General features: G+C 69.3%; 23 protein-coding genes. 19 read left to right on the plus strand and 4 right to left on the minus strand.

Annotated elements, in window-relative coordinates; all coding sequences use genetic code 11:
* Positions 1-7: 7 nt before the first annotated feature.
* The gene (prpB, locus tag EBE87_RS07585; protein WP_120636402.1) at positions 8-931 is read right to left on the minus strand and encodes a methylisocitrate lyase; all 924 of its coding nucleotides are present in this window, start codon (positions 929-931) and stop codon (positions 8-10) included.
* 141 nt (positions 932-1072) lie between these two features.
* Here prpB and EBE87_RS07590 point away from each other — a divergent pair, with 141 nt between their 5' ends.
* The 10 genes from EBE87_RS07590 (at position 1073) to acpS (ending at position 10270) form a co-directional block, all read left to right on the plus strand.
* On the plus strand, positions 1073-1870 hold the full coding sequence (locus EBE87_RS07590) for a CoxG family protein (protein ID WP_120636403.1): 798 nt from the start codon (positions 1073-1075) through the stop codon (positions 1868-1870).
* The gene (locus tag EBE87_RS07595) at positions 1863-2780 is read left to right on the plus strand and encodes an AAA family ATPase (RefSeq protein WP_120636404.1); all 918 of its coding nucleotides are present in this window, start codon (positions 1863-1865) and stop codon (positions 2778-2780) included. Before EBE87_RS07590 ends, EBE87_RS07595 begins: the two co-directional genes overlap by 8 nt.
* A gap of 35 nt (positions 2781-2815) precedes the next feature.
* Positions 2816-3937: a vWA domain-containing protein gene (locus EBE87_RS07600; RefSeq protein ID WP_120636405.1), complete on the plus strand. Its 1122-nt coding sequence runs from the start codon at positions 2816-2818 to the stop codon at positions 3935-3937.
* Positions 3934-4254 carry an XdhC family protein gene (locus EBE87_RS07605; RefSeq protein ID WP_120636406.1) on the plus strand — a complete coding sequence of 107 codons (321 nt, stop codon included), beginning with the start codon at positions 3934-3936 and terminating at the stop codon, positions 4252-4254. The genes EBE87_RS07600 and EBE87_RS07605 overlap by 4 nt, the downstream gene beginning before the upstream one ends.
* Positions 4251-4946 (plus strand): XdhC family protein, encoded by a 696-nt coding sequence (locus EBE87_RS07610; protein ID WP_120636407.1) that lies wholly within the window; start codon positions 4251-4253, stop codon positions 4944-4946. The genes EBE87_RS07605 and EBE87_RS07610 overlap by 4 nt, the downstream gene beginning before the upstream one ends.
* On the plus strand, positions 4943-6592 hold the full coding sequence (locus tag EBE87_RS07615; RefSeq protein WP_120636408.1) for an NTP transferase domain-containing protein: 1650 nt from the start codon (positions 4943-4945) through the stop codon (positions 6590-6592). Before EBE87_RS07610 ends, EBE87_RS07615 begins: the two co-directional genes overlap by 4 nt.
* Positions 6589-7080, plus strand: coding sequence for a 2-amino-4-hydroxy-6-hydroxymethyldihydropteridine diphosphokinase (folK, locus tag EBE87_RS07620; protein WP_120636409.1), 492 nt, complete (start codon positions 6589-6591; stop codon positions 7078-7080). Before EBE87_RS07615 ends, folK begins: the two co-directional genes overlap by 4 nt.
* Before the next feature lie 69 nt (positions 7081-7149).
* Positions 7150-7542: a DNA-directed RNA polymerase subunit omega gene (gene rpoZ, locus EBE87_RS07625; RefSeq protein WP_120636410.1), complete on the plus strand. Its 393-nt coding sequence runs from the start codon at positions 7150-7152 to the stop codon at positions 7540-7542.
* Entirely contained in the window at positions 7469-9844 is a 2376-nt protein-coding gene (locus tag EBE87_RS07630) for a RelA/SpoT family protein (RefSeq protein ID WP_233552961.1), read from the plus strand. The genes rpoZ and EBE87_RS07630 overlap by 74 nt, the downstream gene beginning before the upstream one ends.
* A 15-nt stretch (positions 9845-9859) precedes the next feature.
* Positions 9860-10270 carry a holo-ACP synthase gene (gene acpS, locus EBE87_RS07635; protein ID WP_120636411.1) on the plus strand — a complete coding sequence of 137 codons (411 nt, stop codon included), beginning with the start codon at positions 9860-9862 and terminating at the stop codon, positions 10268-10270.
* On the opposite strand, the gene EBE87_RS07640 is transcribed toward acpS, so the two are convergent.
* Positions 10267-10650, minus strand: coding sequence for a YraN family protein (locus tag EBE87_RS07640; protein WP_120636464.1), 384 nt, complete (start codon positions 10648-10650; stop codon positions 10267-10269). The genes acpS and EBE87_RS07640 overlap by 4 nt on opposite strands.
* A 77-nt stretch (positions 10651-10727) precedes the next feature.
* Between EBE87_RS07640 and EBE87_RS07645 the strand changes: the two genes are divergently transcribed.
* Complete coding sequence (locus tag EBE87_RS07645; RefSeq protein ID WP_120636412.1) at positions 10728-13139, plus strand: penicillin acylase family protein; 2412 nt, start codon at positions 10728-10730, stop codon at positions 13137-13139.
* Between the two features lie 70 nt (positions 13140-13209).
* A complete protein-coding gene (locus EBE87_RS07650; protein ID WP_120636413.1) occupies positions 13210-13956 on the plus strand; it encodes an arginyltransferase in 747 nt (248 codons plus the stop codon).
* Here the strand turns inward: EBE87_RS07650 and epmA are convergent.
* A complete protein-coding gene (gene epmA / locus EBE87_RS07655; RefSeq protein ID WP_120636414.1) occupies positions 13941-15002 on the minus strand; it encodes an EF-P lysine aminoacylase EpmA in 1062 nt (353 codons plus the stop codon). The genes EBE87_RS07650 and epmA overlap by 16 nt on opposite strands.
* Positions 15003-15039: 37 nt before the next feature.
* Between epmA and EBE87_RS07660 the strand changes: the two genes are divergently transcribed.
* The 7 genes from EBE87_RS07660 to EBE87_RS07690 all read left to right on the plus strand — a co-directional run bounded on the left by EBE87_RS07660 (position 15040) and on the right by EBE87_RS07690 (position 20941).
* Positions 15040-16101 carry a lysine-2,3-aminomutase-like protein gene (locus EBE87_RS07660; protein WP_120636415.1) on the plus strand — a complete coding sequence of 354 codons (1062 nt, stop codon included), beginning with the start codon at positions 15040-15042 and terminating at the stop codon, positions 16099-16101.
* Positions 16102-16203: 102 nt separating this feature from the next.
* Positions 16204-17229 carry an LLM class flavin-dependent oxidoreductase gene (locus tag EBE87_RS07665; protein ID WP_120636416.1) on the plus strand — a complete coding sequence of 342 codons (1026 nt, stop codon included), beginning with the start codon at positions 16204-16206 and terminating at the stop codon, positions 17227-17229.
* A gap of 93 nt (positions 17230-17322) precedes the next feature.
* Complete coding sequence (gene lepB / locus EBE87_RS07670) at positions 17323-18081, plus strand: signal peptidase I (RefSeq protein ID WP_120636417.1); 759 nt, start codon at positions 17323-17325, stop codon at positions 18079-18081.
* A complete protein-coding gene (gene rnc, locus EBE87_RS07675) occupies positions 18078-18743 on the plus strand; it encodes a ribonuclease III (RefSeq protein WP_120636418.1) in 666 nt (221 codons plus the stop codon). Before lepB ends, rnc begins: the two co-directional genes overlap by 4 nt.
* A gap of 8 nt (positions 18744-18751) precedes the next feature.
* Entirely contained in the window at positions 18752-19678 is a 927-nt protein-coding gene (gene era, locus EBE87_RS07680; protein ID WP_120636419.1) for a GTPase Era, read from the plus strand.
* A gap of 10 nt (positions 19679-19688) precedes the next feature.
* Positions 19689-20420 carry a DNA repair protein RecO gene (gene recO, locus EBE87_RS07685; RefSeq protein WP_120636420.1) on the plus strand — a complete coding sequence of 244 codons (732 nt, stop codon included), beginning with the start codon at positions 19689-19691 and terminating at the stop codon, positions 20418-20420.
* Positions 20417-20941 (plus strand): mismatch-specific DNA-glycosylase, encoded by a 525-nt coding sequence (locus EBE87_RS07690; RefSeq protein WP_120636421.1) that lies wholly within the window; start codon positions 20417-20419, stop codon positions 20939-20941. The genes recO and EBE87_RS07690 overlap by 4 nt, the downstream gene beginning before the upstream one ends.
* An 8-nt stretch (positions 20942-20949) precedes the next feature.
* Here EBE87_RS07690 and EBE87_RS07695 read toward each other — a convergent pair whose 3' ends face one another.
* Positions 20950-22368: an Nramp family divalent metal transporter gene (locus EBE87_RS07695; RefSeq protein ID WP_120636422.1), complete on the minus strand. Its 1419-nt coding sequence runs from the start codon at positions 22366-22368 to the stop codon at positions 20950-20952.
* Positions 22369-22586 lie beyond the last annotated feature (218 nt).

The following is a 22586-nucleotide window of genomic DNA, read 5'->3' on the forward strand; positions in this document are numbered from 1 at the left end:
GGTGCCGTCAGCTCCGCTGCGGCATCGCCTCCGGCACCACGGTCTGGATCAGCGTGCTGTCGAGCGACTCATAGGCATGGTAGTCGATGGTCTGGTACAGCTCGGCGCGCGTCTGCATCCGGTCCACCATCTTGTGGGTGCCGCCGTCGCGGGCGATGGCGCCGTAGAGTTCTTCCATCCCCTTGGCCGCGACGCGCAGGTGGCTCACCGGCCAGATCACCATCGCATAGCCCATCTCCTGGAACTCTTCCGCCGTGAAGAAGGGCGTGCGGCCGAACTCGGTCATGTTCGCCAGCAGCTTCACACCCGGCATGCGGCGGGCGAATTCGCGGAACATCTCGGCCGTGGTCAGCGCTTCCGGGAAGATCGCGTCGGCGCCGGCTTCCAGGTACAGCTTCGCGCGCGCCACGGCACCGTCAATGCCCTCGCTCGCCGCCGCATCGGTGCGGGCGATCAGGTAGAGGTGCCGCCGCGCCTTGCGCGCCGCTGCCACCTTGGCCGCCATGTCGCGCGCATCGGCCAGCTTCTTGTCGTTCAGGTGGCCGCACTTCTTCGGCAGCAACTGGTCTTCCAGATGCACGGCGCCAGCGCCGGCTTCCTCGAAGGCGCGGACCATGTGCATGACGTTCAGCGCCTCGCCATAGCCGGTGTCGCCATCCACCAGCGCCGGCAGGCCGCTGGCGCGCGCCACCTGGCGGATATGCCAGGCCACGTCATCGACGGTGATCATGCCGAGGTCCGGCAGGCCCATGGTGGCCGACATCGCGGCGCCGGACATGTAGAGCGCCTCGAACCCCGCCTTCTTCGCCAGCAGCGACGCGATACCCAGATGCGCGCCGGGAATGCGCAAAATCTCCGGCCGCTCCAGCAGCGCGCGAAACCTTTGGCCCGCAGGGGCGTCCGGTAGGTCGTCGGCAATCACGTAGGGCATGGCTATTCTCCTCTCCGGACGATGCATCCTTCCTACACCGCGTCCCGAGTCGCCGCCATGGCAGCGCCCCTGGCCCTTTCCGTGACGCCGATCACGCCCTAGTTTTGCCAACGACCGTTACGGATCTCAGGGAGACCAGCCATGGAAATGACCGGCGAAAGGCGCATCGAGGCGCCGCGCGAGACCGTCTGGCGCGCGTTGAACGACCCCGATGTGCTGCGCCAGTCGATCCCTGGCTGTGAGACGGTGGAGCGTATCGGCGACGACAGCTTCCAGGCTCGCGTGGCTGTGAAGCTGGGCCCGATGGCGGCGCGCTTCACCGGCAAGGTGCAGCTGACGAACATCAATCCGCCCGCCTCCTATACCATCGGCGGCGAGGGCAATGGCGGCGCCATGGGCTTCGCCAAGGGCGGCGCCGATGTCAGCCTGGAAGAGCTTTCCGCCACCGAGACGCTACTGAAATACGTCGTGAAGGCGCAGGTCGGCGGCAAGATGGCGCAGCTCGGCGCCCGGCTGATCGACAGCACCGCCAAGCAGATGGCCGACCAGTTCTTCAACCGTTTCGTCGCCCTGGTTTCTGCCCCGGCGCCCGCCGCCGCGGCCGAAGGCGTGCGTCCTTCCGAAGTGGCGGCGCTGCCCCCGGGCACCCGCCCCACCCCTGCCCCCGGCACGCTGGTCGGCGATGCCACGCCGGAAGAGCGGCTGGGCGCCGCGACCCTGGCCGGCGCCGGGCTGGTGGAACATGCCGGCGGCACCCCGCCGGGCACGACGCGGGATGATATCGCCGGCCGCCCCAATATCCCCGCCACCCCGGCTCAACCTGTGCCGGTGAACCTGATGGCCCTGGCACCGACCGAGATCTTCGGCCTGCCGATCACCTTCTGGATCGGCAGCCTGGTCTGGCTGGTGCTGCTCGCGGTGCTCTTCCTGAATGGCTGATTCCGGGTTCCCGGCTTCTGTCGAAGCCACCGAGCGTCTGCTGGCGGCCGGCGGCTATGTGGCCGACCGGGCGCTGGCGACCACGGTGCATCTGGCATTGACCATGGGCCGCCCCCTGTTTCTGGAGGGCGAGCCCGGCACCGGCAAGACCGAGATCGCCAAGGTCCTGGCCAGCGGCCTCGGCCGCAGGCTGGTGCGGCTGCAATGCTACGACGGACTGGACCTCGCCGGGGCTGCCTATGAGTGGAACCATGCGCGGCAGCTGATGGCCATCCGTCTGGCGGAGGCCTCTGGCGAGACGGACCGGCAGGCGCTGGAAGCGGGCATCTACGACCGCCGCTTCCTGCAGGAACGCCCGCTGCTCTCGGCCCTGACCGGCAGCCCCGCCGTGCTGCTGATCGATGAGCTGGACCGCGCGGACGAGCCCTTTGAGGCCTTCCTGCTGGAGATCCTGGCTGATTTCCAGCTCTCCATCCCCGAGATCGGCACGATCCGGGCGGAGACGCCGCCGGTGGTGGTGCTGACCAGCAACCGGACGCGGGAGGTGCATGACGCCATCCGCCGCCGCTGCCTCTACCACTGGGTCGACTACCCCGATGCGGCGCGGGAGCGTGCCATCCTGGACAGCCGCGCGCCGGGCCTGCCGGCGAAGCTCTCCGCCCAGGTGGTGGAATTCGTCCAGCGCATCCGCCAGGGCGACTATTTCAAGTATCCGGGCGTGGCGGAGACCATCGACTGGGCCGCGGCCCTGGACGCCCTGAACGCCACGGAGCTGGAACCGGCGCTGGTGGACGAGACGCTGGGCGCCCTGCTGAAGTACCAGGACGACATCGCCAAGCTGCGCGGTGCCGAGGCCGCGCGGCTGCTGGAAGAGGTCAAGGCGCCACCCACGGTGGCGGTGCCGTTCTGACGGCGCTCGCGGATAATCTGCTGGGCTTTGGCCGGATGCTGCGCCGCGCCGGCCTGCCCATCGGCCCGGCGGAAATCCTGGCTGGCGCCGAGGCGCTCTCCCGCATCGAGCTCGGCGACCGCCAGCAGGCCCAGGCGGCCTTGCGCGCCACCCTCGTTCACCGGCGCGAGCATTTCGAGGTCTTCGACCAGGCCTTCGCGCTGTTCTGGCGGGCGCCCTCCGCCCCCGGAGAGGCCGAGGCGGGGGAAGTGGAACTGCTGGACAAGGCCCCGGCCGCTGCCCGCCGGGTCTCCGAGGCGCTGGGTGGCGGTGCCTCCCCTGCCCCGCCGAAGGTCGAGGCCCGCCCGGACATGGCCCTGACGGTCAGCGCCGGGGAACAGTTGCGGAAGATGGATTTCGAGGCGATGGGCGCGGGCGAGATCGCCGAGGCCAAGCGGGAGATCCGCCGCCTTGCCCTGCCGCTGGCCGCCCGCCCCACCCGCCGCTTCCGCCCCAATGCCGCCGGGCGCCGGACCGATCTGCGCGCGACCCTGAAGGAAAGCCTGCGCCAGGGCGGCGAGGTGCTGGATATCCGCCGGTCTGAACGCGTGGTGCGCCCGCCGCCGCTGGTGGCCATCTGCGACATCTCCGGCAGCATGGCGCGCTACGCGCAGATTTTGCTGCATTTCCTGCATGCCGTCAGCAACGACCGGGACAGGGTCTCCACCTTCCTCTTCGGCACGCGGCTGACCAATATCACCCGACAGCTCCGGCACCGGGATGCCGAGGTGGCCTTCGAGATGGTCAGCCACATCGTGCCCGACTGGTCCGGCGGCACCCGCATCGGGGAGGCGCTGGACCGCTTCAACCGGGACTGGTCCCGCCGCGTGCTAGGCCAGGGCGCGGTGGTGCTGCTGATCACCGACGGGCTGGAGCGCGGCGGGCCGGAAGAGCTGGCCCGGCTGGCGGCGGCCACCGACCGGCTGCGCCATTCCTGCCGCCGCCTGATCTGGCTGAACCCACTCTTGCGCTACGCGGGCTTCCAGCCGAAATCCCAGGGGGTGAGGACGATGCTGCCCTTGGTCCATGAGCATCGCCCCGTCCACAACATCGAGAGCCTGCGGTCGCTGGTGGAGACACTTTCGGCGCCGCAGTCGCGGGCAAGGATGCCGTCATGAGCGACCGGGAAGACATTCTGGCGACCGCCGCCGGCTGGCTGGCCGAGGGCGAGACCGTGGCGCTGGCCACGGTGGTAGAAACCTGGGGCAGCTCGCCCCGCCCGCCGGGTTCGCAACTGGCGGTCACCGCTTCCGGCCGCATGGCGGGCAGCGTCTCGGGCGGTTGCATCGAGGGCGCGGTGGCGGATGTGGCGAAGCAGACCATGGACAGCGGCGCACCCCAGCTCCTGGACTTCGGCATCAGCGATGAGCGTGCCTGGGAGGTCGGGCTGGCCTGCGGCGGCAAGCTGAAGGTCTTCGTGGAGAAGCTGGCGTGAAGGCAGCCCTGCTCTCCCGCCTGCAGGAAGCCAAGGCGGCTGGCCGCCCTGTCGCCCTGCTGACGCGGCTTTCCGATGGCGAGCAGTTCCTCTACCCCGAGGACGCGCCCCCTGCCGCGCTGGCCGAGGCCACCGCTGCCGCCCTGGAGGCCGACAAGGCCGCGAACCTGACGGTGGAGGGCGCGGAATGGTTCATCCAGCCCCACAACCCGCCGCTGCGGCTGATCGTGGTCGGGGCGGTGCATGTGGCGCAGGCGCTGGTGCCGATGGCCGCCTGGCTTGGTTTCGCTGTGACGGTGGTGGACCCCCGCCGCGCCTTCGCGACCGAGGAACGCTTCAACGGCAGCGTCACGCTGCGCGACGAATGGCCGGACGAGGCCATGGAAGCCCTGGCGCCGGATACCCGCACCGCCATCGTCACCCTGACCCATGACCCCAAGCTCGACGACCCGGCGCTGGAAGTGGCGCTGCGTTCCCCCGCCTTCTACATCGGCGCCCTGGGCAGCCGCCGCACCCATGCCAAGCGGGTGGCGCGGTTGCAGGAAGCCGGCTTCGGCGAGGAGGCCATTGCCCGCATCTCCGCCCCCATCGGGTTGGATATCGGCGCGGTGACGGCACCGGAGATCGCGCTGTCGATCATCTCCGAGGTGGTGGCGCGCCGCCGCGGCGCGGCGCTGGGCCTGCGGGCATGATCTTCGGCCCCACGCCACTGGCGGAAGCCGAGGGCGCCATCCTCGCCCATACCGTGCGCCTGGAAGGCCGTGTGCTGAAGAAGGGCACGCGGCTGAACGCCGGCGCCGTGGCGGCGCTGGCGGCATCCGGCCGGCAGGAGGTGATCGCCGCCCGCCTGGAGCCCGGCGATGTCGCGGAGGACGAGGCGGCGCACCGGATCGGCGAGGCCCTGCTCAGCCAGCACGTCGCCCGCACCCGCGCCGCGACCGGCCGGGTCAATCTGCGCTCCGAGGCCGCTGGGCTGCTGGTGGTGGATGCCCCCCTGGTGGACCGGCTGAACGCGCTGGATGAAAGCCTGACGCTGGCGACCCTGCCCAATTTCACCCCGGTCTCGGCCGGGGAGATGCTGGCCACGGCCAAGATCATCCCCTTCGCCATGTCGGGCGAGGTGCTGGAGGTGGCCGAGGGCATCGCCCGCAGCGGCCGCCTGCTGGGGGTGCATCCCTTCCGGCCGTTGAAGGTCGGGCTGGTGCTGACGGAGCTTCCCGGCCTCAAGGAAAGCATCATGGAAGGCGCGGTGGAGGCGACGGGCCAGCGCGTCGCCGGCCTGACCGGCACCCTCCTGCCGCCTGAGCGCTGCCCGCATGAGGAGGAGCCCATTGCCGCGGCCTTGCACCGGCTGCTGCAGGCAGGCGCCGAGTTGCTGTTGATTGCCGGCGCCTCGGCTGTGGTGGACCGGCGGGATGCCGGGCCGGCGGCCATTGTCCGGGCCGGCGGGCGCATCGAGCATTTCGGCATGCCGGTGGACCCGGGGAACCTGATCTGCCTGGGCGAGATCGGCGAGATTCCCGCCATGGTGCTGCCCGGCTGCGCCCGCAGCCCGAAGCTGAACGGCTTCGACTGGGTGCTGCAACGCCTCTTCGCCGGGCTGCGTGTGAAGTCACGCGACGTGATGCGCATGGGCGTCGGCGGCCTGCTGAAGGAAATCGAGAGCCGCCCGCTGCCGCGCGCGGATGCGCCGAAGGGCCAGGCCAGCCCCGCCACACCCCGCCGCCGGCGGCAGGTAGCCGCCCTGGTGCTGGCCGCCGGCCGTTCCAGCCGCATGGCGCCACATAACAAGCTGCTGGTGCCGGACCGCGATGGCCGGCCCATGGTGGCGCGCGTGGTGGACAATGTGCTGGCATCCCAGGCACGCCCGGTGGTGGTGGTCACTGGCCATGACCGTGAGCAGGTGGAAGCGGCGCTGGCCGGCAAGCCCGTCACCTTCGTGCCGGCGGCGGATTATGCGGAGGGGCTTTCAGCCTCGCTTAAAGCCGGGTTGGCGGCGCTGCCGCCGGAGGCCGAGGGCTTCGTCATCTGCCTGGGCGACATGCCCCTGGTCAGCGGCGCCGGCATCGACCGCCTGCTGGGTGCCTTCGACCCGGAGGAAGGCCGCGCCGTGGTGATGCCCACCTTCCAGGGGCAGCACGGCAACCCGGTGCTCTGGTCGCGGGAATTCCTGCCGGAGATGATGGCGCTGACCGGCGACCAGGGCGCGCGCCGGTTGCTGCGCCGCCATGCCGAGCGGGTCTCGGAAGTGGAGATGCCCGACGACGCCGTGCTGCGCGACTTCGACACGCCCGAGGCCCTGGCGGCCCAGCCGGACTTCGCCGGGAAGCTTTCGTGATCCTGATCGCCCTTGGGGCTAACCTGCCGGGGCAGGACGGCAGCGCGCCTCGCGCGACCTGCGAGGCCGCCGCGCGGGCGCTGGATAATATCCCTGGCCTGCGCCTGGTGGCGCTGTCCCGCTGGTGGTCCACCGCGCCCGAGCCACCGCTGCCCGGCGCCCCCTGGTATGTGAATGGCGTGGCTCGCTGTGAGGGCGACGTCGCTCCGGAAGTCCTCCTGGCCGCCCTTCAGGCGCTGGAGAACGCCGCCGGCCGGGTCCGCCCCTACCCCAACGCGCCGCGCACCCTGGACCTCGATATCATCGCCATGGGCGAGACGGTCCGGGAGGCGCCAGACCCCATTCTGCCGCATCCGCGTGCCCATCTGCGGCGATTCGTCCTGCAGCCTTTGGCTGAAGTGGCGCCCGGCTGGGTGCATCCCGTGCTCGGGAAAAGCGTTCAGGATCTGCTGGTTACGCTTCCGCCTGCGGCGATGGAACCGTTCTGATCTTGTGTTTCGCGCCTGCGGTGTCTATCTGGAAGGTTCCGCTGATCTGATGGATTTGGAGGCCTCACCATGGCCCGCGTCACTGTTGAAGACTGCATTCTGCAAGTTCCCAACCGGTTTGAGCTGGTCCTGCTGGCCGCGCAGCGCGCCCGCAACATCAGCCGGGGTGAGGAACTGACCCTCGATCGCGACAACGACAAGAACCCCGTGGTTGCTCTGCGCGAGATTGCCGAACAGACGGTGGAGCTGCCTGCCCTGGAGCAGGACCTGGTGAAGTCCCTGCTGCGCGCGCCGGAGCCGGAGCCTGTCGAGGAAGAGGTGATCGACCTGATCGCCACCGACGAGAACATCTTCGGCGTCATGGACGTGAGCGAAGAGCCGCTGCCGGATGCCGGCGCGGACGACATGTCGGGCGACGATATCGAAGCAGCCATCGCCGCCGAGCTCGGCGGCCGCCGCTGACCGGGCGGGGGCTGGCTTGAAACCGGGCGCCGGAGCGGATCTGTTTCCGGCGCCACGTGCGCCTGAGGGCCTTGCTGAGCCAAGCCTGATACCACGCGTGGAAACGCCGGGCACCGAATTGGCCCGGCGTGTCGCCGCTTATGACCCGCGCGCCGATGTGGCGCTGCTGGAAGCGGCCTATGACCTCGCCGCCACCGCGCATGCCAGCCAGGCGCGCGAGAACGGCGACCCCTACATCACCCATCCCGTGGCGGTTGCCGGCATCCTGGCCGGCTACCGGCTGGACACGGCCACCATCGCCACGGCGCTGCTGCATGACGTGGTGGAAGACACCAGCGTCACGCTGCTGGACCTCGAGAAGAAGTTCGGCAGCGACATCGCCAAGCTGGTGGATGGCGTCACCAAGCTGACGCGGCTGGAACTGCAGTCGGAACGGACCAAGCAGGCGGAGAACTTCCGCAAGCTGGTGCTGGCGATGAGCGAGGACATCCGTGTCCTGCTGGTCAAGCTGGCCGACCGCACTCACAACATGCGGACGCTCCATTACGTGCCGAAGCCCGAGAAGCGGGCGAAGACGGCGCGGGAGACCATGGAAATCTATGCGCCGCTGGCGCAGCGCATCGGCATGGATGCGGTCAAGACCGAGCTTCAGTCGCTCTCCTTCCGCGAGTTGCAGCCAGACGCCTACCAGACCATCACCGCCCGCCTCGCCTTCCTGCGCGGCCAGGGCGCCGACCTGATCGACGAGATCGCGGCAGACCTGCGGGCCAAGCTGGCCGAGGCCGGCGTGCCGCTGCTGGAGGTCACGGGGCGGGAAAAGTCGCCCTATTCCATCTGGCTGAAGATGCACGAGAAGAAGGTGGAGTTCGAGCAGCTCTCGGACATCATGGCCTTCCGCATCGTTACCACCGACAAAGCCAATTGCTATGCCGCGCTGGGCGCCATCCATTCGGCCTATCGTGTGGTGCCCGGGCGCTTCAAGGACTACATCAGCACCCCCAAGTCCAACGGCTACCAGAGCCTGCATACCGGCGTCTCGGTGCCGGAGCGGCGCAACGCGAAGATCGAAGTGCAGATCCGGACCATGGAGATGCACGAGGTCGCCGAATACGGCGTGGCCGCCCACTGGATGTACAAGCAGGGCAGCCCGACCGATACGGCCACGCAGCCCGTCAAGCAGCGCCGCTATCCCTGGGTCAAGGAACTGCTGGAACTGCTGGAATCGGCCTCCGAGCCGCAGGAGTTCCTGGAGCACACGAAGCTGGCCCTGCACCAGGACCAGGTCTTCTGCTTCACCCCCAAGGGCGACCTGATCGCCCTGCCCCGCGGCGCCACGCCAATCGACTTCGCCTATCAGGTGCACAGCCAGGTGGGCGACACCTGCGTCGGCGCCAAGATCAACGGCCGCATCGTGCCGCTCCGGCACGTGCTGGAGAATGGCGACCAGGTCGAGATCATCACCGCGCGGGGCGGCACGCCGAACCCGGCCTGGGAACGCTTCGTCGTTACCGGCAAGGCCAAGGCGCGCATCAAGCGCTTCGCCCTGGCGCGGCAGCGGAGCGAGTTTCAGGAGCAGGGGCGTAGCGCCATCGCCAGGGCCTTCCGCCAGGAAGGCCTGGACTTCAGCGAGAAGCTGGTGGAGCCGGCGCTCAAGGCCTTCAAGCAGCCCAGCTTCGAGGATCTCTGCGTCGCCGTCGGCAACGGCAATGTCTCGCCGCGCGAAGTGCTGCATGCCGCAGTGCCGGAGCTTCGCGGGCCGCCCCGGCCGCATGACCACATGCCCTTCGCCCGCGCGCGCGGCAAGCCGGGCGCCACGGTCATGCGCACCGGCAATGAGCGGCGGCGGGACACGGCCTCCGGCATCGTCGGGCTGGTGCCCGGCATGGCCGTGCAGTTCGCCGGCTGCTGCCACCCGGTTCCCGGGGACCGTATCGTAGGCATCGTCACCACCGGCAAGGGCGTGACGGTGCACAAGAACGACTGCCACAGCCTGGAGGCCTTCGCGGCGACGCCGGAGCGCTTCATCGATATCGACTGGGATCATGAAGCAGGCTCCGGCGGCGCCCATGTGGCGCGCCTGCAGGTCGTCACCAGCAACGAGGACTCGGCCATTGCGGCCATGACGGTGGCCATCGCCAAGCAGAACGGCAAGCTGCACAACCTGCGCTTCACCCACCGCGCCGCCGACTTCGCCGAAGTGGTGGTGGACCTAGAGGTCTCGGACCTGCGGCACCTGTCGCAGGTGGTGGCGGCGCTCCGCACCTGCCCGGGCATCGACCAGGTGGACCGCGCCAAGAGCTGAGGCTAATCCCGCGTCATGATCATCGGCCTCGGCAACGACATCGTGGACATCCGCCGCATCGAGCAGACGCTGGCGCGCCACGGCGACCGCTTCATCGAGCGCATCTTCACCCCCCTGGAACGCCGCAAGGCGGACAGCCGGACGGAAAAGCTGCGCGCCGCCACTTACGCCAAGCGCTTCGCCGCGAAGGAAGCGGCATCCAAGGCGCTGGGCACCGGCTTCCGGCAGGGTGTCTTCTGGAAGGACCTCGGGGTGGTGAACCTGTCCTCCGGCCAGCCATCGCTGCGGCTGACGGGTGGTGCCGCCGCGCGGCTGGATGCCATTACCCCGACCGGCTATGGCGCCCAGATCAGCCTGACCATGACGGATGAATACCCCTATGCGCAGGCGGTGGTGATCATCGCGGCGGTGAAGCTGGCGCTCTAGTCGCCCAGGCGGAAGGCGTCGGCAATCCGGCGCATCCGCCCTTCCCCATCCAGCAGCAGCACATCGAAGCGGATGCCCGCCGTACCATGGCCAGGGTGCGCCGCCAGCCAGATTTCCGCCGCGCGCAACAGCCGTGCCCGCTGTCGCGCTCCCAGGGCATGGGCCGCTTCGGCGAGGTTCGCCCGTGCCTTGACCTCGATGAAGGCCAGCAGTCCGTCCTGCTCCGCCACCAGGTCGATCTCGCCGGCAGCGGTGCGGACACGGCTGTCCAGCACCTGCCAGCCATCCTCCGCCAGGCGGACGGCGACCCGCATCTCGGCGGAGCGGCCACGCGCCTCGGCGGCGGCGCGCAGATCGGAACGGGAGGATGGCGCTGGCATGGTGGTGATGTTCCCGCCGCCACGTCCGCGCCGCAAGCGGCTGGCTCTCTGGTTCCGTGCATCCTAAATCGGTCCATATGCAACGACGCTCCGGCTGGCTTCGCCGCTTCTTCCTGCGCGGGTTCTTCACGGTACTGGCGCTGGTGGTCCTGGCAGGGGGCGGCCTGGCGGCGGCCCTCTGGTTCACGCTGCCGCCCAGCCAAGGGCGGTACAGCCTGCGCGGCCTTTCGGCCCCGGTGGAGATCGTGCAGGACGAGCACGGCATCCCCCGCATTGCCGCCACCAGTGAGCGGGATGCCGCGGAAGCGCTCGGCTGGCTTCATGCCCGGGACCGCATGTTCCAGATGGAAACCATGCGCCGTGGCGCCGCTGGCCGGCTGGCGGAAGTGGCAGGCCCCGCCGCGCTGCGGATGGACCGCTTCAGCCGCACCCTCGGCTTGGCGCAGAGTGCCCAGGCGGATTACGTGGCGCTGCCGGAAGCCACCCGGAGCCTGCTGGATGCCTATGCCCGCGGCGTGAACACCTGGCTGGAAGCGCGGGGCCGCTTCGCCGCGCCCGAATTCCTGGCCCTTGGCAGGCCGGAGCCCTGGGAGCCCTGGCAAAGCCTGCTCTGGGCCAAGGTCATGGGCCTGTGGCTCTCCGGCAACTGGCGCCTGGAGCTGGACCGGGCCCGCCTGGCCGGCTTCCTGCCCCCGGAGCGGCTGGCCGAACTCTGGCCTTCCGACGAGAGCACTGGCCGCGCCGACTTCGCCACGCTGCCATCGGTCGAAAGGCTGGCCCGGCTGGCGGCGGCGGTGCCGGAATTTCCGCGTGACGCGCCGCTGCCCTCCAGCGCCTCCAATGCCTGGGCGGTTTCGGCGGCACGCTCGGCCACCGGGAAGCCGCTGCTGGCCTCGGACCCGCATCTGGGCTTTCAGGCACCGATCCTGTGGTATCTGGCGCGCATCGAGATCGCGGCGCCGGGGCAGCCGCCCCGCTTCCTGGCCGGCGCCACCTCGCCCGGGGTGCCCTTCATGGTGATCGGGCGCAACGCAGCGCTGGCCTGGGGCTTCACGACCACCCATTCCGACACGCAGGACGTCTTCATCGAGCGCCTTGCTGGCGCCGATCGCTACGAGACCCCGGAAGGCCCCCGCCCCTTCACGGTGCGGGAGGAAACCATCCAGGTGCGAGGCCGCGATCCCGAGGTGCTGCGGGTGCGGGAGACACGGCATGGGCCTGTGATCAGCGATCTCGACGGCACCCAGCCCCCTGCGGGAGGAAGCGTGCTGGCGGTGCGGATGGCCAGTCTGGCTCCGCAAGACAGCGCGGCTGCCGGCCTGCATGCGTTGAACAACGCCGGTACGCTGGCAGAGGCTCGTGCCGCCGCCGCCCAGATCACCGCACCGGCGCAGAACCTGATGGTGGCCGCCGCCGATGGCGGCATCGGCATGTTTCTCACCGGCCGCACGCCGGTTCGCCGTGCCGGCGATGGCACGCTGCCCTCGCCCGGTTGGGATGGCAGCCACGACTGGACCGGCTGGGTGCCCTTCGATGCCATGCCGCATGTCGTGAACCCCGAGGATGGCGTGGTGGTCAATGCCAACAACCGGGTGCAGGCGGCGGGTGCCGAGCCTTATCTCGGCCGCGACTGGTATGGCGACTGGCGCTTCCGCCGCATCCACGCCCTGCTGGCCCAGCGCGGCCCGCAGGCGCCACAGGACCTCGCCGCGATGCAGCGGGATGAGGTCAGCCTCTTCGCGCAGGAGCTGCTGCCGGTGCTGCGCGCGATCCCCCGCCCCACCGGCCCCGCCGGCGCGGCGCGGGACCTTCTGCTGGGCTGGGACGGGCAGATGCGGGCCGATGCGCCGCAGCCACTGATCTTCAATGCCTGGTGGCCGCTGGCAGCCCGCGCGGCACTGGCGATGGGCGGCGTTCCGGCCGGTGCTTGGCCACCGACGCCCGAGTTCCTGCGCTTCGTGCTGAACCCTGACAGGCGCGGCGCCCATTGGTGCCGGCCGGCAACGGAAGCGGTTCCGGCCGCGCCGGTTGCTGGCGATGCCTGCGCCGCCCTGGTGGCCGAGGCGCTGGAACGCGCCACGGCGCAGCTGGCCGAGCGCTTCGGCCCCGACCCGGCCGCCTGGCGCTGGGACATGGCGCATCGGGCACGCTTCGAGCACCCGCTGCTGCGCTTCCTGCCCTTCCTAGACGACTGGACGCGCATCGAGATCGGCACAGGCGGCGATGGCGAGACCGTGAACCGCGGCGGCATGGCAGGCGGCGGCTTCGCCCATGTGCATGGGCCAGGCCTGCGGGCAGTCTTCGACCTTTCGGCGCCGGAGGGCGCGGCGGCCGTGATCGGCACCGGGCAGTCCGGCAATCCGCTCTCGCGTTATTGGGCGGACCAGACGCCGGTCTGGGCCGGACATGCGCCGGATGGGGCCTTATTGCTGCCCCTGGGGCCCGTACCGGGGCAGAGCGGCGGCGTTCTGCGCCTGGAACCGGGCTGAGGAGCGCTTCCGGCACATCTCCGCTGTTGCTTCGGCGCCGCTGGCCGGGGAGACTATGTTGGTAGAAAACATGCTCCACCGCACCACGCGCCGCCCGCAATTCTTCTACACGACCGCCCCGATGCCCTGCCCTTATCTGGCGGGCCGGACGGAGCGAAAGGTCGTGACCGAGCTGACGGGCACGGAGTCCGAGGCGCTGCACGACCGCCTGTCACGGGCCGGTTTCCGCCGCAGCCACAACATCGCCTATTCGCCGGTCTGCCCGGGCTGCCAGGCCTGCATCCCCATCCGCATCGCCTGCGACCGCTTCCAGCCCGACCGCACCCAGCGGCGTGTGGCCCGCGACAATGCCGACCTGACGGCGCAGGAAACCAGCGCCCGCGCCACGGCCGAGCAGTTCAACCTGTTCCAGCGCTACCAGCAGGCCCGCCACAACGACGGCGACATGGCCTCGATGGGCTTCTACGACTACCGCGCCATGATCGAGGACACGCCGATCACCACGCATGTCGTGGAATTCCGTGACCCCGATGGCCGCCTGGTGGCGGCCTGCCTGACGGACCGGCTGAGCGACGGGCTCTCCGCCGTCTATTCCTTCTACGACCCGGAAATGGAGCGCCGCTCCCTCGGCACCTATGCCGTGCTCTGGCTGGTGCAGCGGGCGATGCAGCTGGACCTGCCTTTCGTCTACCTCGGCTACTGGGTGCCGCAGAGCCGCAAGATGGCCTACAAGGCCCGCTTCCGGCCCAGCGAGATCCTCACCGGCGGGCATTGGCGGGAATTGCTGGCCACCGACCTGGCTCAGCCGACCGAGTAAGGCCAGCGCCCCAGCCACAGCGTGTCCTCAATGCTCTCCACGCCCGCCGCCAACATGACGAGGCGGTCGAAGCCAAGCGCGATGCCGGCGGTGGCGGGCATGCCGTGGCGCAGCGCCGCCAGGAAATCCTCGTCCACCGGCCAGCCCTCGCCGTAGAGGCGGTGGCGTTCCTCGACATCCCGGGCGAAGCGGCTGGCCTGCTCCTCGGCATCGGTCAACTCGTCGAAGGCATTGGCCAGCTCGATGCCACCCGCGAAGAGCTCGAAGCGCAGCGCGGCACGCGGGTCTGCGGGGTCCCGCCGCGCCAGTGCGGCCTGGGGCGCCGGCCAGTGGGTCAGGAAGGTGGCGCGCTCCCGGCCCAGCTGCGGCTCGATGCGTTCCAGCAGGAGGCGGAAGAACAGATCCTCCCACCCCTCTCCCTCACGTGGCGGCACGCCGGCATGGGCGGCGGCGTCCCGCAGCGCAGCGGCATCGCCCTCACCTGCGGTATCCAGCGTGGCGAGGATATCCAAGCCGCCGCAGTGGCGGCGGAAGGCCTCCGCCACGGTCAGACGCTCGAAGGGCAAGGAAAGATCGGTGCGGATGCCCCGGTGCGTCATCTGGGGCGGCAGCATGGCACGAAGATAGGCCTCCGTCTCGTCCATCAGGGCATCCAGCGAGGCTGCCGGGCGGTACCACTCCAGCATGGTGAATTCCGGGCTGTGGCGGGCCGAGACCTCACCATTGCGCCAGACGCGCGCGATCTCGAAGACCGGCCCGGCGCCGGCCACCAGCAGGCGCTTGATGGCCAGTTCCGGCGAGGTGCGGAGCCAGAGCGGTTCCTCGCCCTCGCCCAGGATGGGGCGGAAGGTGGTGCGGAAGGCGGCCAGATGGACTTCCATGCCCGGCACCGGCACCAGGGCTGGGGTCTCGACCTCGGTATAGCCGCGCGTGGTGAAGAAGGCGCGGGTGCGGGCCAGCAGGTCGGCACGCCGCTTCAGGGCCGGCATCCGGGCGGATAACCGGCGCGGGTGCCAGTCCGGCAGGGAGGAGATGGGTTCAGGCATTGCGGCAACAGGGCTTCCAGGCTTAAGGCCGCCGACCATGCCCGACGGTGTCCCTCATTTGAAGCCGCGCACGCTGCGCGATCCCGCTGCCCTGGTGGAAGCCGGCCTGGCACCGCCCGAGGCCGCCGCCGGCCTTGAGCGGGTCGCCGAGCATTTCGCCATGGCGATCACCCCCGCGGTGCAGGCATTGATCGACCCTGCCGACCCGCTGGACCCCATCGCCCGCCAGTACGTGCCGGATGTGGCGGAGCTGGTGACGCTACCCGATGAGCGGAGCGACCCGACCAGCGATGCGCCCTTCACGCCGGTCAAGGGCGTGGTGCATCGCTACCCCGACCGGGCCCTGTTGAAGCCCCTGCTCGCCTGCCCGGTCTATTGCCGCTTCTGCTTCCGTCGGGAGGTGGTGGGGCCTGACGGCGGCCTGCTGAGCGAGGCGGAACTGGACGCTGCCATCGATTGGTTCGCCGCGACCCCACAGGTGCGGGAGGCGATCCTGACCGGCGGCGACCCACTCATGCTCTCGGCCCGGCGTCTGGAGCACATCATTCGCCGCCTTTCTGCCATTCCGCACCTCGACATCATCCGTATCCATTCCCGTGTTCCTGTGGCGGCGCCAGAGCGAGTCAGTGACGCTCTGGCAGCAGCTTTATCAACGGATAAGGCGATGTTCCTCTGTGTTCATGCCAACCACGCCAGGGAATTCTCGCCGATGGCACGTGAGGCCCTGCGGCGCCTGCAGCACGCGGGCGTCACCCTGCTGGGACAAAGCGTGCTGCTCCGGGGCGTGAATGATTCGGCTCAGGCGCTTGAAGACCTCTTCCGCGCCATGCTCGCCGCGCAGGTAAAGCCCTATTACCTCCACCAGCTGGACCGGGCCCCTGGCACGGCGCGTTTCGAAGTCCCGATCACGGAAGGCCGCGCGCTGCTGCGCCAGCTACGGGGCCGCCTGTCGGGTCTGGCATGGCCTACTTACGTGCTGGATCTGCCAAATGGCGCCGGGAAAGCGCCCCTCGGTCCCGACTTCACCCAGGCCGAGTCGGATGGCTGGACGGTGAAAGGCCCGCTGGATCATCGCGACTACCCCTATCCAGAGCGATAGTCAGATCTCAGGATCATGATCTAACCCGTTGCCGAATACGGCTTTTCTTCCTGGCAATTTCGGCCGCTTTTCTTCTGCCCCTGATGGACTAGGCTTCGCGGCATGCCGCTGTCCCTTTCCATCCTTGACCAGTCCACCATCGCCTCGGGGCGACACGCCGGGGAGGCGGTGCAGGAGACGCTGGAACTGGCGCGGCTGGCCGACCGCCTCGGTTATGCCCGCTACTGGCTGGCGGAGCACCATAACAGCTCCAGCCATGCGGGAACGGCGCCCGAGGTGCTGATCGCCGCCATCGCTGCCACCACCAGCCGCATCCGCGTCGGCTCGGCTGGAGTCATGTTGCCGCATTACGCCAGCCTGAAGGTGGCCGAGCAGTTCCGGATGCTGGAGGCTATCGCGCCGGGGCGCATCGACCTCGGCGTCGGCCGCGCGCCGGGCAGTGATGGGCGCACGGCTTATGCCCTGAACCCCGCCGCCGCCCAGGCGGCCGACCGCTTCCCGCAACAGGTGCAGGAGCTTCTGGGCTGGACCGGTGAAGGACTGCCCCTGGACCACCCCTTCCGCAGCATCCGGGCCCAGCCCGAAGTGCCCACGGCACCACAGGTCTGGATCCTCGGCAGTTCGGATTATGGCGCGCAGCTGGCGGCGCATCTGGGGCTGCCCTACTGCTTCGCCTACTTCATCACCGATGGCAGAGGCGCGGCTGAAGCCATTGAAATGTACCGGCAGAACTTCCGGCCCACAGCCGGCCGGCTGCAGGCCCCACATGCTGCCCTCGGTGTTTTCGCGCTCTGCGCGGATACGGAGGCGGAGGCTCGCCGCCTTTATCGTTCGCGGGAGTTGTGGCGCCTGTCCCGGGACCGCGGCATCTTCCCGCCGCTGCCCAGCGTCGAGGAGGCGGAAGCCTATCCCTATTCTCCGGCCGAGCAGGCGCATCTGGACCGGCTTCGCCCCCGCGCCATGATCGGCACGGCGGAACAGGTGCGGGCACGGCTGGAAGCTCTGGCCAGCGAGCTCGGCGTGCAGGAGATCGCGGTGCTGACGCCGATGCATGACAAGCAGGCGCGGCAGCGCTCATTCCAGCTTCTGGCCGAAGCCTTCGGCCTGGTCGGCGAGGCGGTTTCTTGACAGCCGGGCCTGCCGCACGCTCTACCCCCCTGGACATCGTGGTCGCGGCGGCTGGCGCGGCGTACCGAAGCGGGGCCTCGCGCTATCCCTGACATGACGAACAAGAAGAAGCCTGGCGGCTGGCTGGAAAGCCTCAAGACCGTCGTCTATGCGGGCCTGATCGCCATTGGCATCAGAACCGTGGCTTTCGAGCCTTTCAATATCCCTTCCGGCAGCATGATCCCGACCCTGCTGGTCGGTGACTATTTGTTCGTCTCGAAATACGCCTACGGTTATTCCAAGCATTCGCTGCCGTTCAGCCCCGACCTCTTCGAGGGACGGATCTTCGGCAGCCTGCCGGCCCGTGGCGACGTGGCGGTCTTCAAGTTCCCGCGCGACAACAGCACCGACTACATCAAGCGCATCATTGGCCTGCCGGGTGACCGGGTGCAGGTGCGCCAGGGCCGGCTCTACCTGAACGGGCAGGAGGTTCCGCGGGAATCCCTGGGCCTGTACACGGTGGAAGGCGATGGTCCTCGCATCACGGTGCGGCAGTACCGCGAGTCGCTGCCGGCCTCCCCCGGCTCGCCCGCGCGGCAGCACCAGATTCTGGAAGCTTCCGACGACCAGCGCTACGATAACACGCCTGAGTTTCTGGTGCCCCCTGGCCATGTCTTCGCGATGGGTGACAACCGCGACAACAGCCTGGACAGCCGCGACATGTCGATCGGGGTCGGCTTCGTGCCCCTGGAGAACCTCGTGGGCCGGGCCGAGATGATCTTCTTCTCCGTCGATGGCTCCGCCGCCTGGTGGGAGGTCTGGGCCTGGCCCTTCGCCGTCCGCTGGGACCGGCTGCTGACGGCCGTCCGGTGACCAAGGCCTTCCGCGACCGGGTCGGTTACAGCTTTGCCAATCCGGCACTGCTGGAACAGGCCATGACGCATCGTTCCGCCGCCGACCCGCGGCGGGACATGCTGGATTCCAATGAACGGCTGGAATTCCTCGGCGACCGTGTGCTGGCGCTGGTGATGGCCGAGTGGCTGTCCGAACGCTTCCCGCAGGAGCGCGAGGGCGCCCTGGGAAAGCGGCTGTCGGTGCTGGTGGCGGCGGAGACGCTGGCCAAGGTGGGCGACGCGATCGGCCTGCCCGCCGCGCTGCGCATTCCGCCGGCGGAGGGACGCACGGGCCTGCGCGGCCGCGCGACGGTGATCGCTGATGCCACGGAAGCGCTGATCGGCGCCCTCTACATGGATGGCGGGCTGGACGTGGCGCGCGGCTTCGTCCGCCGCGAATGGGCCAAGCATATCGAGGCCGATCCCACACCCCCGATGTCGGCCAAGAGCCGGCTGCAGGAATATACTTTGGGCCGTGCGGAGGGTCTGCCGGAATACCGGCTGGTCTCCACCACCGGCCCGTCCCATATGCCAGTCTTCGTGGTCTCGGTGCTCGCCGGTGGGCGGGAGGCCGAGGGCCGCGGTGAATCCAAGCGCGCGGCCGAGCAGGCCGCGGCTGAAGCTTGGCTGGCAGCATTGTGAATGAGGTTATGAGCGACATCCCCGAATCCGGCGGCCCGGAGGAGCAGACCCGCTGCGGCATCATCGCCGTCGTAGGCGCCCCCAATGCTGGCAAATCCACGCTGGTGAATCGCCTCACGGGCAGCAAGGTCTCCATCGTTTCCCCCAAGCCGCAGACCACGCGGTTCCGCATCCGTGCGGTGGTGATGCACAAGGGCGCGCAGCTGGTGCTGGCGGATACGCCCGGCATCTTCAGCCCGCGCCGGCGGCTGGACCGCGCGATGGTGGCCGCCGCCTGGGAAAGCACTCAGGATGCGGACCTGGCGCTGCTGGTGGTCGATGCCCGTGCCGGGCTGACCGAGGCGCTGCAGTCCATCGTCTCCGTGCTGAAGCGCAGCAAGGTGCCGGTCTGGCTGGTGCTGAACAAGACCGACCTGATCGACACCAAGCGCCTGCTGCCGCTGACCGCCGCGCTGAACGAGCAGCTCTCCTTCGCCGAGACGCTGATGATCTCGGCCGAGACGGGGGACGGGCTGGAGCGGATGCTGGACATGCTGGCATCCCATGTGCCGCAGGGTCCCTATCTCTTCCCCGAGGACGACCTTTCCGACCTGCCGGACCGCATGCTGGCGGCCGAGATCGTGCGCGAGCAGATCCTGCGCCAGACGCATGAGGAAGTGCCGCACCACGCGACGGTGGAAACGGAACAGTGGGAGGAGCGGCGCGACGGCTCGGTGCGGATCGACTGCACCATCTATGTCGGCCGGGCGTCCCAGAAGGCCATCCTGATCGGCGACAAGGGCGCCAAGATCAAGGAGATCGGCCGCCGTGCCCGCACGGAGCTTGAGGCATTGCTGGAACGCCGCGTCCATCTCTTCCTGAACGTCAAGGAGCGTTCCGGCTGGGACGAGGAGCGCGCCCGCATCCGCGCCATCGGCCTGGAAGACATCGGCTAAAGGCCAGCCGGTGGAGTGGGAAGCCCCCGCCATCGTGCTGGAGGCCCGCCCCTACGGCGAAGGCGGCGCGGTGATTTCGGTGCTGACGGAACAGCACGGGCGCTTCGCCGGCTTGGCCAAGGGCGGTTCCTCCCGCGCGCAGTCCGGCCTGTGGCAGCCGGGCAACCTCGTTGAGGTGCGTTGGGTGGGTCGGCTGGCCGACCAGCTCGGCCACTTCACGGGGGAGATGGTGCATCCCACCGCCGCGCTGGCGATGGACGACCCGCTGGCCCTCGCCCTGCTGAACTCCGCCTGCGCCCTGGCCACCGACGCGCTGCCGGAGCGCGAGCCGCAGCCTCGTGTCTTCGCCGCCCTGCTGCCGATCCTGGCGCATCTGCATGCCGGGGCAGAGACGCTGGTGGATGACTACATCCGCTGGGAAATGCTGCTGCTGGAGGCTCTGGGCTACGGGCTGGACCTTTCCCGCTGCGCCGCCACGGGCACGGTGGAGGCGCTGGACTGGGTTTCGCCCCGCACGGGCCGTGCCGTCAGCGCCGAAGCGGCGGCCCCTTACGCCGGGCGGCTGCTGCCCCTGCCCTCCTTCCTGCATGGTGCCCAGGCCGAGCGTGACCCCAGGGCCTGGCTGCAAGGGCTGCGGCTGACCGGACATTTCCTGGCGCGTGATGCCTTCGGAGCCCGGCACCGTCCCATGCCCCCGGCGCGGGAGCGGCTGGAACACCGTGTGGCGGATCTCGCCGCATGAGCAGCCTCAGGGAGCCAGTGCTGCCCGACCTGCTGCGGCCCGGGTTGCGGTTGGTCTTCTGCGGCAGTGCGCCCGGCGCCGTTTCGGCGGCGCGCGGTGCCTATTACGCCCATCCGGGCAACCGCTTCTGGTCCATCCTGGCGGAAGCTGGCTTCACGCCTTCCCGCTGGCCACCGCATGACTACCCGCGCCTGCTGGAACTGGGCATCGGGCTGACGGATCTGGCGAAGCATGCATCCGGCAATGATGCCGACCTGCCGCCCGATGCCTATGACGTGGTGGGACTGGAGCAGCGCATCCTGGCGGTGCGCCCGGCCATGCTGGCCTTCACCGCCAAAGCGCCGGCGGCGGCTTTTCTCGGCCGCCGTACCAGCGCCATCGGCTATGGCCGGATGGAAGGGCCGCTGGGCTTTCCGCCCATCTGGGTGCTGCCCTCCACCTCCGGCTCCGGCGCCCGCCATTGGGACTCCCGCCCCTGGCTGGCGCTGGGCGCCTGGTTCCGGGGCGAGGCGCCCGGCTAGTCTCCGCCCTAGACCAGCTTCAAGGCACTGAGGCCGGTATAGACGCCGAGCAGGACGATCGCGATGCTGCTGACCACCAGCAGCGCGTTGAAGGCGCCGCTGCCATAGAGGCGTGGATCGGTTTCGGTACGGCGCAGGTGCCAGACCGCCACCACCACGGCCAGCAGGAAGATGCCGGTGGCCACGCCGCCGATCTGCACCATCAGCACCGGCGAACGCATGAAGAGATAGGCCGTGCCCCAGATCAGCGGCAGGGCCACGGTGAAGATACGGATCCAGCGCAGCCGCGCCGCCGTATCCTGCCAGCGCAGCACGCCCAGTTCTGCCAGCAGGTTGACGTACATGCGCGACCAGCTGGGCACCGCCGCCCAGAGGGTGGAGCCCAGCACCACCACTGCGCCGACCAGGAACAGCAGCCCGGCCCACTCGCCCAGCGTATCGGTATACATGCGGGACAAGGCCGTAATCATCTCGTTGCCTTGCGGCACGATGCCCTGCGGGTTCAGGACGGCCGCGCCCATGATGAAGAAGGCAATGGTGCCGAAGGTGTAGATCAGCCAGGACAGGAAGGCGTCCTTGTACATGACGCTGATCCAGCCCTTGGCGCGGCGGCGCCAGGCCTCGCTGCCGTCGTTCGGGCCGACATGGCGGGCATAGCCCTTCTCGATGCACCAGTAGGTATAGAAGGTCAGCTCGTCCGCGCCCACGCCGGTGATCCCGAACATGGCGACCGCGGCACCGATCGCACCCGCCGGAATGGCGAGCGACAAGCCGCTGGCGATGTCCTCCATGGAATAGGCATAGGGGGTGAAGGGCAGGCCCAGCGCGATGCCGATGGTGATGAAGGAGAAGAGCACCACAAGGATGCCGGCACCACGCTCGATACGGCCATAGCTGTTGCTGTAGAGCAGCGCGATGCTGCCAAGGGAAACCACAGCGGTCCAGATGGTCAGCGAGATGCCGCCGAGCGGATCGCCACCAAGCGGCAACAGGATGCTGAGCGCGAGGGCGGTGCCGCCCACCACGCCGCCCATCTGCAGCACCTTGGACAGCGCCATCAACGCCCAGAGCACGTTGATCCAGCTCAGCCGGCCGATGTGGGGGCCTACCTTGTTATAGCCGGTCAGCGCCGGCTGGCCGGTGGAAATGCACCAGCGTGCCAGCTCGATCTGCACCGCCACCTTCACGAAGGTGCTGAAGATCACCATCCAGAGCAGCGCGAAGCCCACCGTCGCGCCCAGCGTGGTGGTCACGATCAACTCGCCGGAACCTACGATGGACGCACTGAGGATCAGCCCCGGCCCCAGGTGCTTGAGTGAATGTGCCCAGCCGACCGGGGGCTCCAAAATGCCGCTTTGTGTGAGGGTATAGGGATCGTCCGGTTGCGCGGCCTCTCGATGGAGGTCGGCCTGGGCCTGGGCGCTCATCCTGTTTGTTCTCCCGGTGACCGCTGTCGTCGCGGCTTGTTGAGCGACGACTATGGATACCGGAAGCGGATGCGTCACCCTGACGGCGGCCTGGGATGACAGGCTTTTGAGGCCAAGCTGAAGCTTTCTGAAGAAAACTTACTATTCTTTGGGGTTGGCGGGCCTGGGCCATCAGCGGGGGCGCAGGCGGCTTTCCACCCCCCGCGCCGCCGCGTCGC

Source organism: Teichococcus wenyumeiae (assembly GCF_003696345.1).
GTDB classification, from domain to species: domain Bacteria; phylum Pseudomonadota; class Alphaproteobacteria; order Acetobacterales; family Acetobacteraceae; genus Pseudoroseomonas; species Pseudoroseomonas wenyumeiae.

Coding starts and splice junctions, on each gene's coding strand:
- prpB (WP_120636402.1), bottom strand. CDS start 931: ATGCCCTACGTGATTGCCGACGACCTACCGGACGCCCCTGCGGGCCAA.
- EBE87_RS07590 (WP_120636403.1), top strand. CDS start 1,073: ATGGAAATGACCGGCGAAAGGCGCATCGAGGCGCCGCGCGAGACCGTC.
- EBE87_RS07595 (WP_120636404.1), top strand. CDS start 1,863: ATGGCTGATTCCGGGTTCCCGGCTTCTGTCGAAGCCACCGAGCGTCTG.
- EBE87_RS07600 (WP_120636405.1), top strand. CDS start 2,816: ATGCTGCGCCGCGCCGGCCTGCCCATCGGCCCGGCGGAAATCCTGGCT.
- EBE87_RS07605 (WP_120636406.1), top strand. CDS start 3,934: ATGAGCGACCGGGAAGACATTCTGGCGACCGCCGCCGGCTGGCTGGCC.
- EBE87_RS07615 (WP_120636408.1), top strand. CDS start 4,943: ATGATCTTCGGCCCCACGCCACTGGCGGAAGCCGAGGGCGCCATCCTC.
- rpoZ (WP_120636410.1), top strand. CDS start 7,150: ATGGCCCGCGTCACTGTTGAAGACTGCATTCTGCAAGTTCCCAACCGG.
- EBE87_RS07630 (WP_233552961.1), top strand. CDS start 7,469: ATGCCGGCGCGGACGACATGTCGGGCGACGATATCGAAGCAGCCATCG.
- acpS (WP_120636411.1), top strand. CDS start 9,860: ATGATCATCGGCCTCGGCAACGACATCGTGGACATCCGCCGCATCGAG.
- EBE87_RS07640 (WP_120636464.1), bottom strand. CDS start 10,650: ATGCCAGCGCCATCCTCCCGTTCCGATCTGCGCGCCGCCGCCGAGGCG.
- EBE87_RS07645 (WP_120636412.1), top strand. CDS start 10,728: ATGCAACGACGCTCCGGCTGGCTTCGCCGCTTCTTCCTGCGCGGGTTC.
- EBE87_RS07650 (WP_120636413.1), top strand. CDS start 13,210: ATGCTCCACCGCACCACGCGCCGCCCGCAATTCTTCTACACGACCGCC.
- epmA (WP_120636414.1), bottom strand. CDS start 15,002: ATGCCTGAACCCATCTCCTCCCTGCCGGACTGGCACCCGCGCCGGTTA.
- EBE87_RS07660 (WP_120636415.1), top strand. CDS start 15,040: ATGCCCGACGGTGTCCCTCATTTGAAGCCGCGCACGCTGCGCGATCCC.
- EBE87_RS07665 (WP_120636416.1), top strand. CDS start 16,204: ATGCCGCTGTCCCTTTCCATCCTTGACCAGTCCACCATCGCCTCGGGG.
- lepB (WP_120636417.1), top strand. CDS start 17,323: ATGACGAACAAGAAGAAGCCTGGCGGCTGGCTGGAAAGCCTCAAGACC.
- era (WP_120636419.1), top strand. CDS start 18,752: ATGAGCGACATCCCCGAATCCGGCGGCCCGGAGGAGCAGACCCGCTGC.
- EBE87_RS07690 (WP_120636421.1), top strand. CDS start 20,417: ATGAGCAGCCTCAGGGAGCCAGTGCTGCCCGACCTGCTGCGGCCCGGG.
- EBE87_RS07695 (WP_120636422.1), bottom strand. CDS start 22,368: ATGAGCGCCCAGGCCCAGGCCGACCTCCATCGAGAGGCCGCGCAACCG.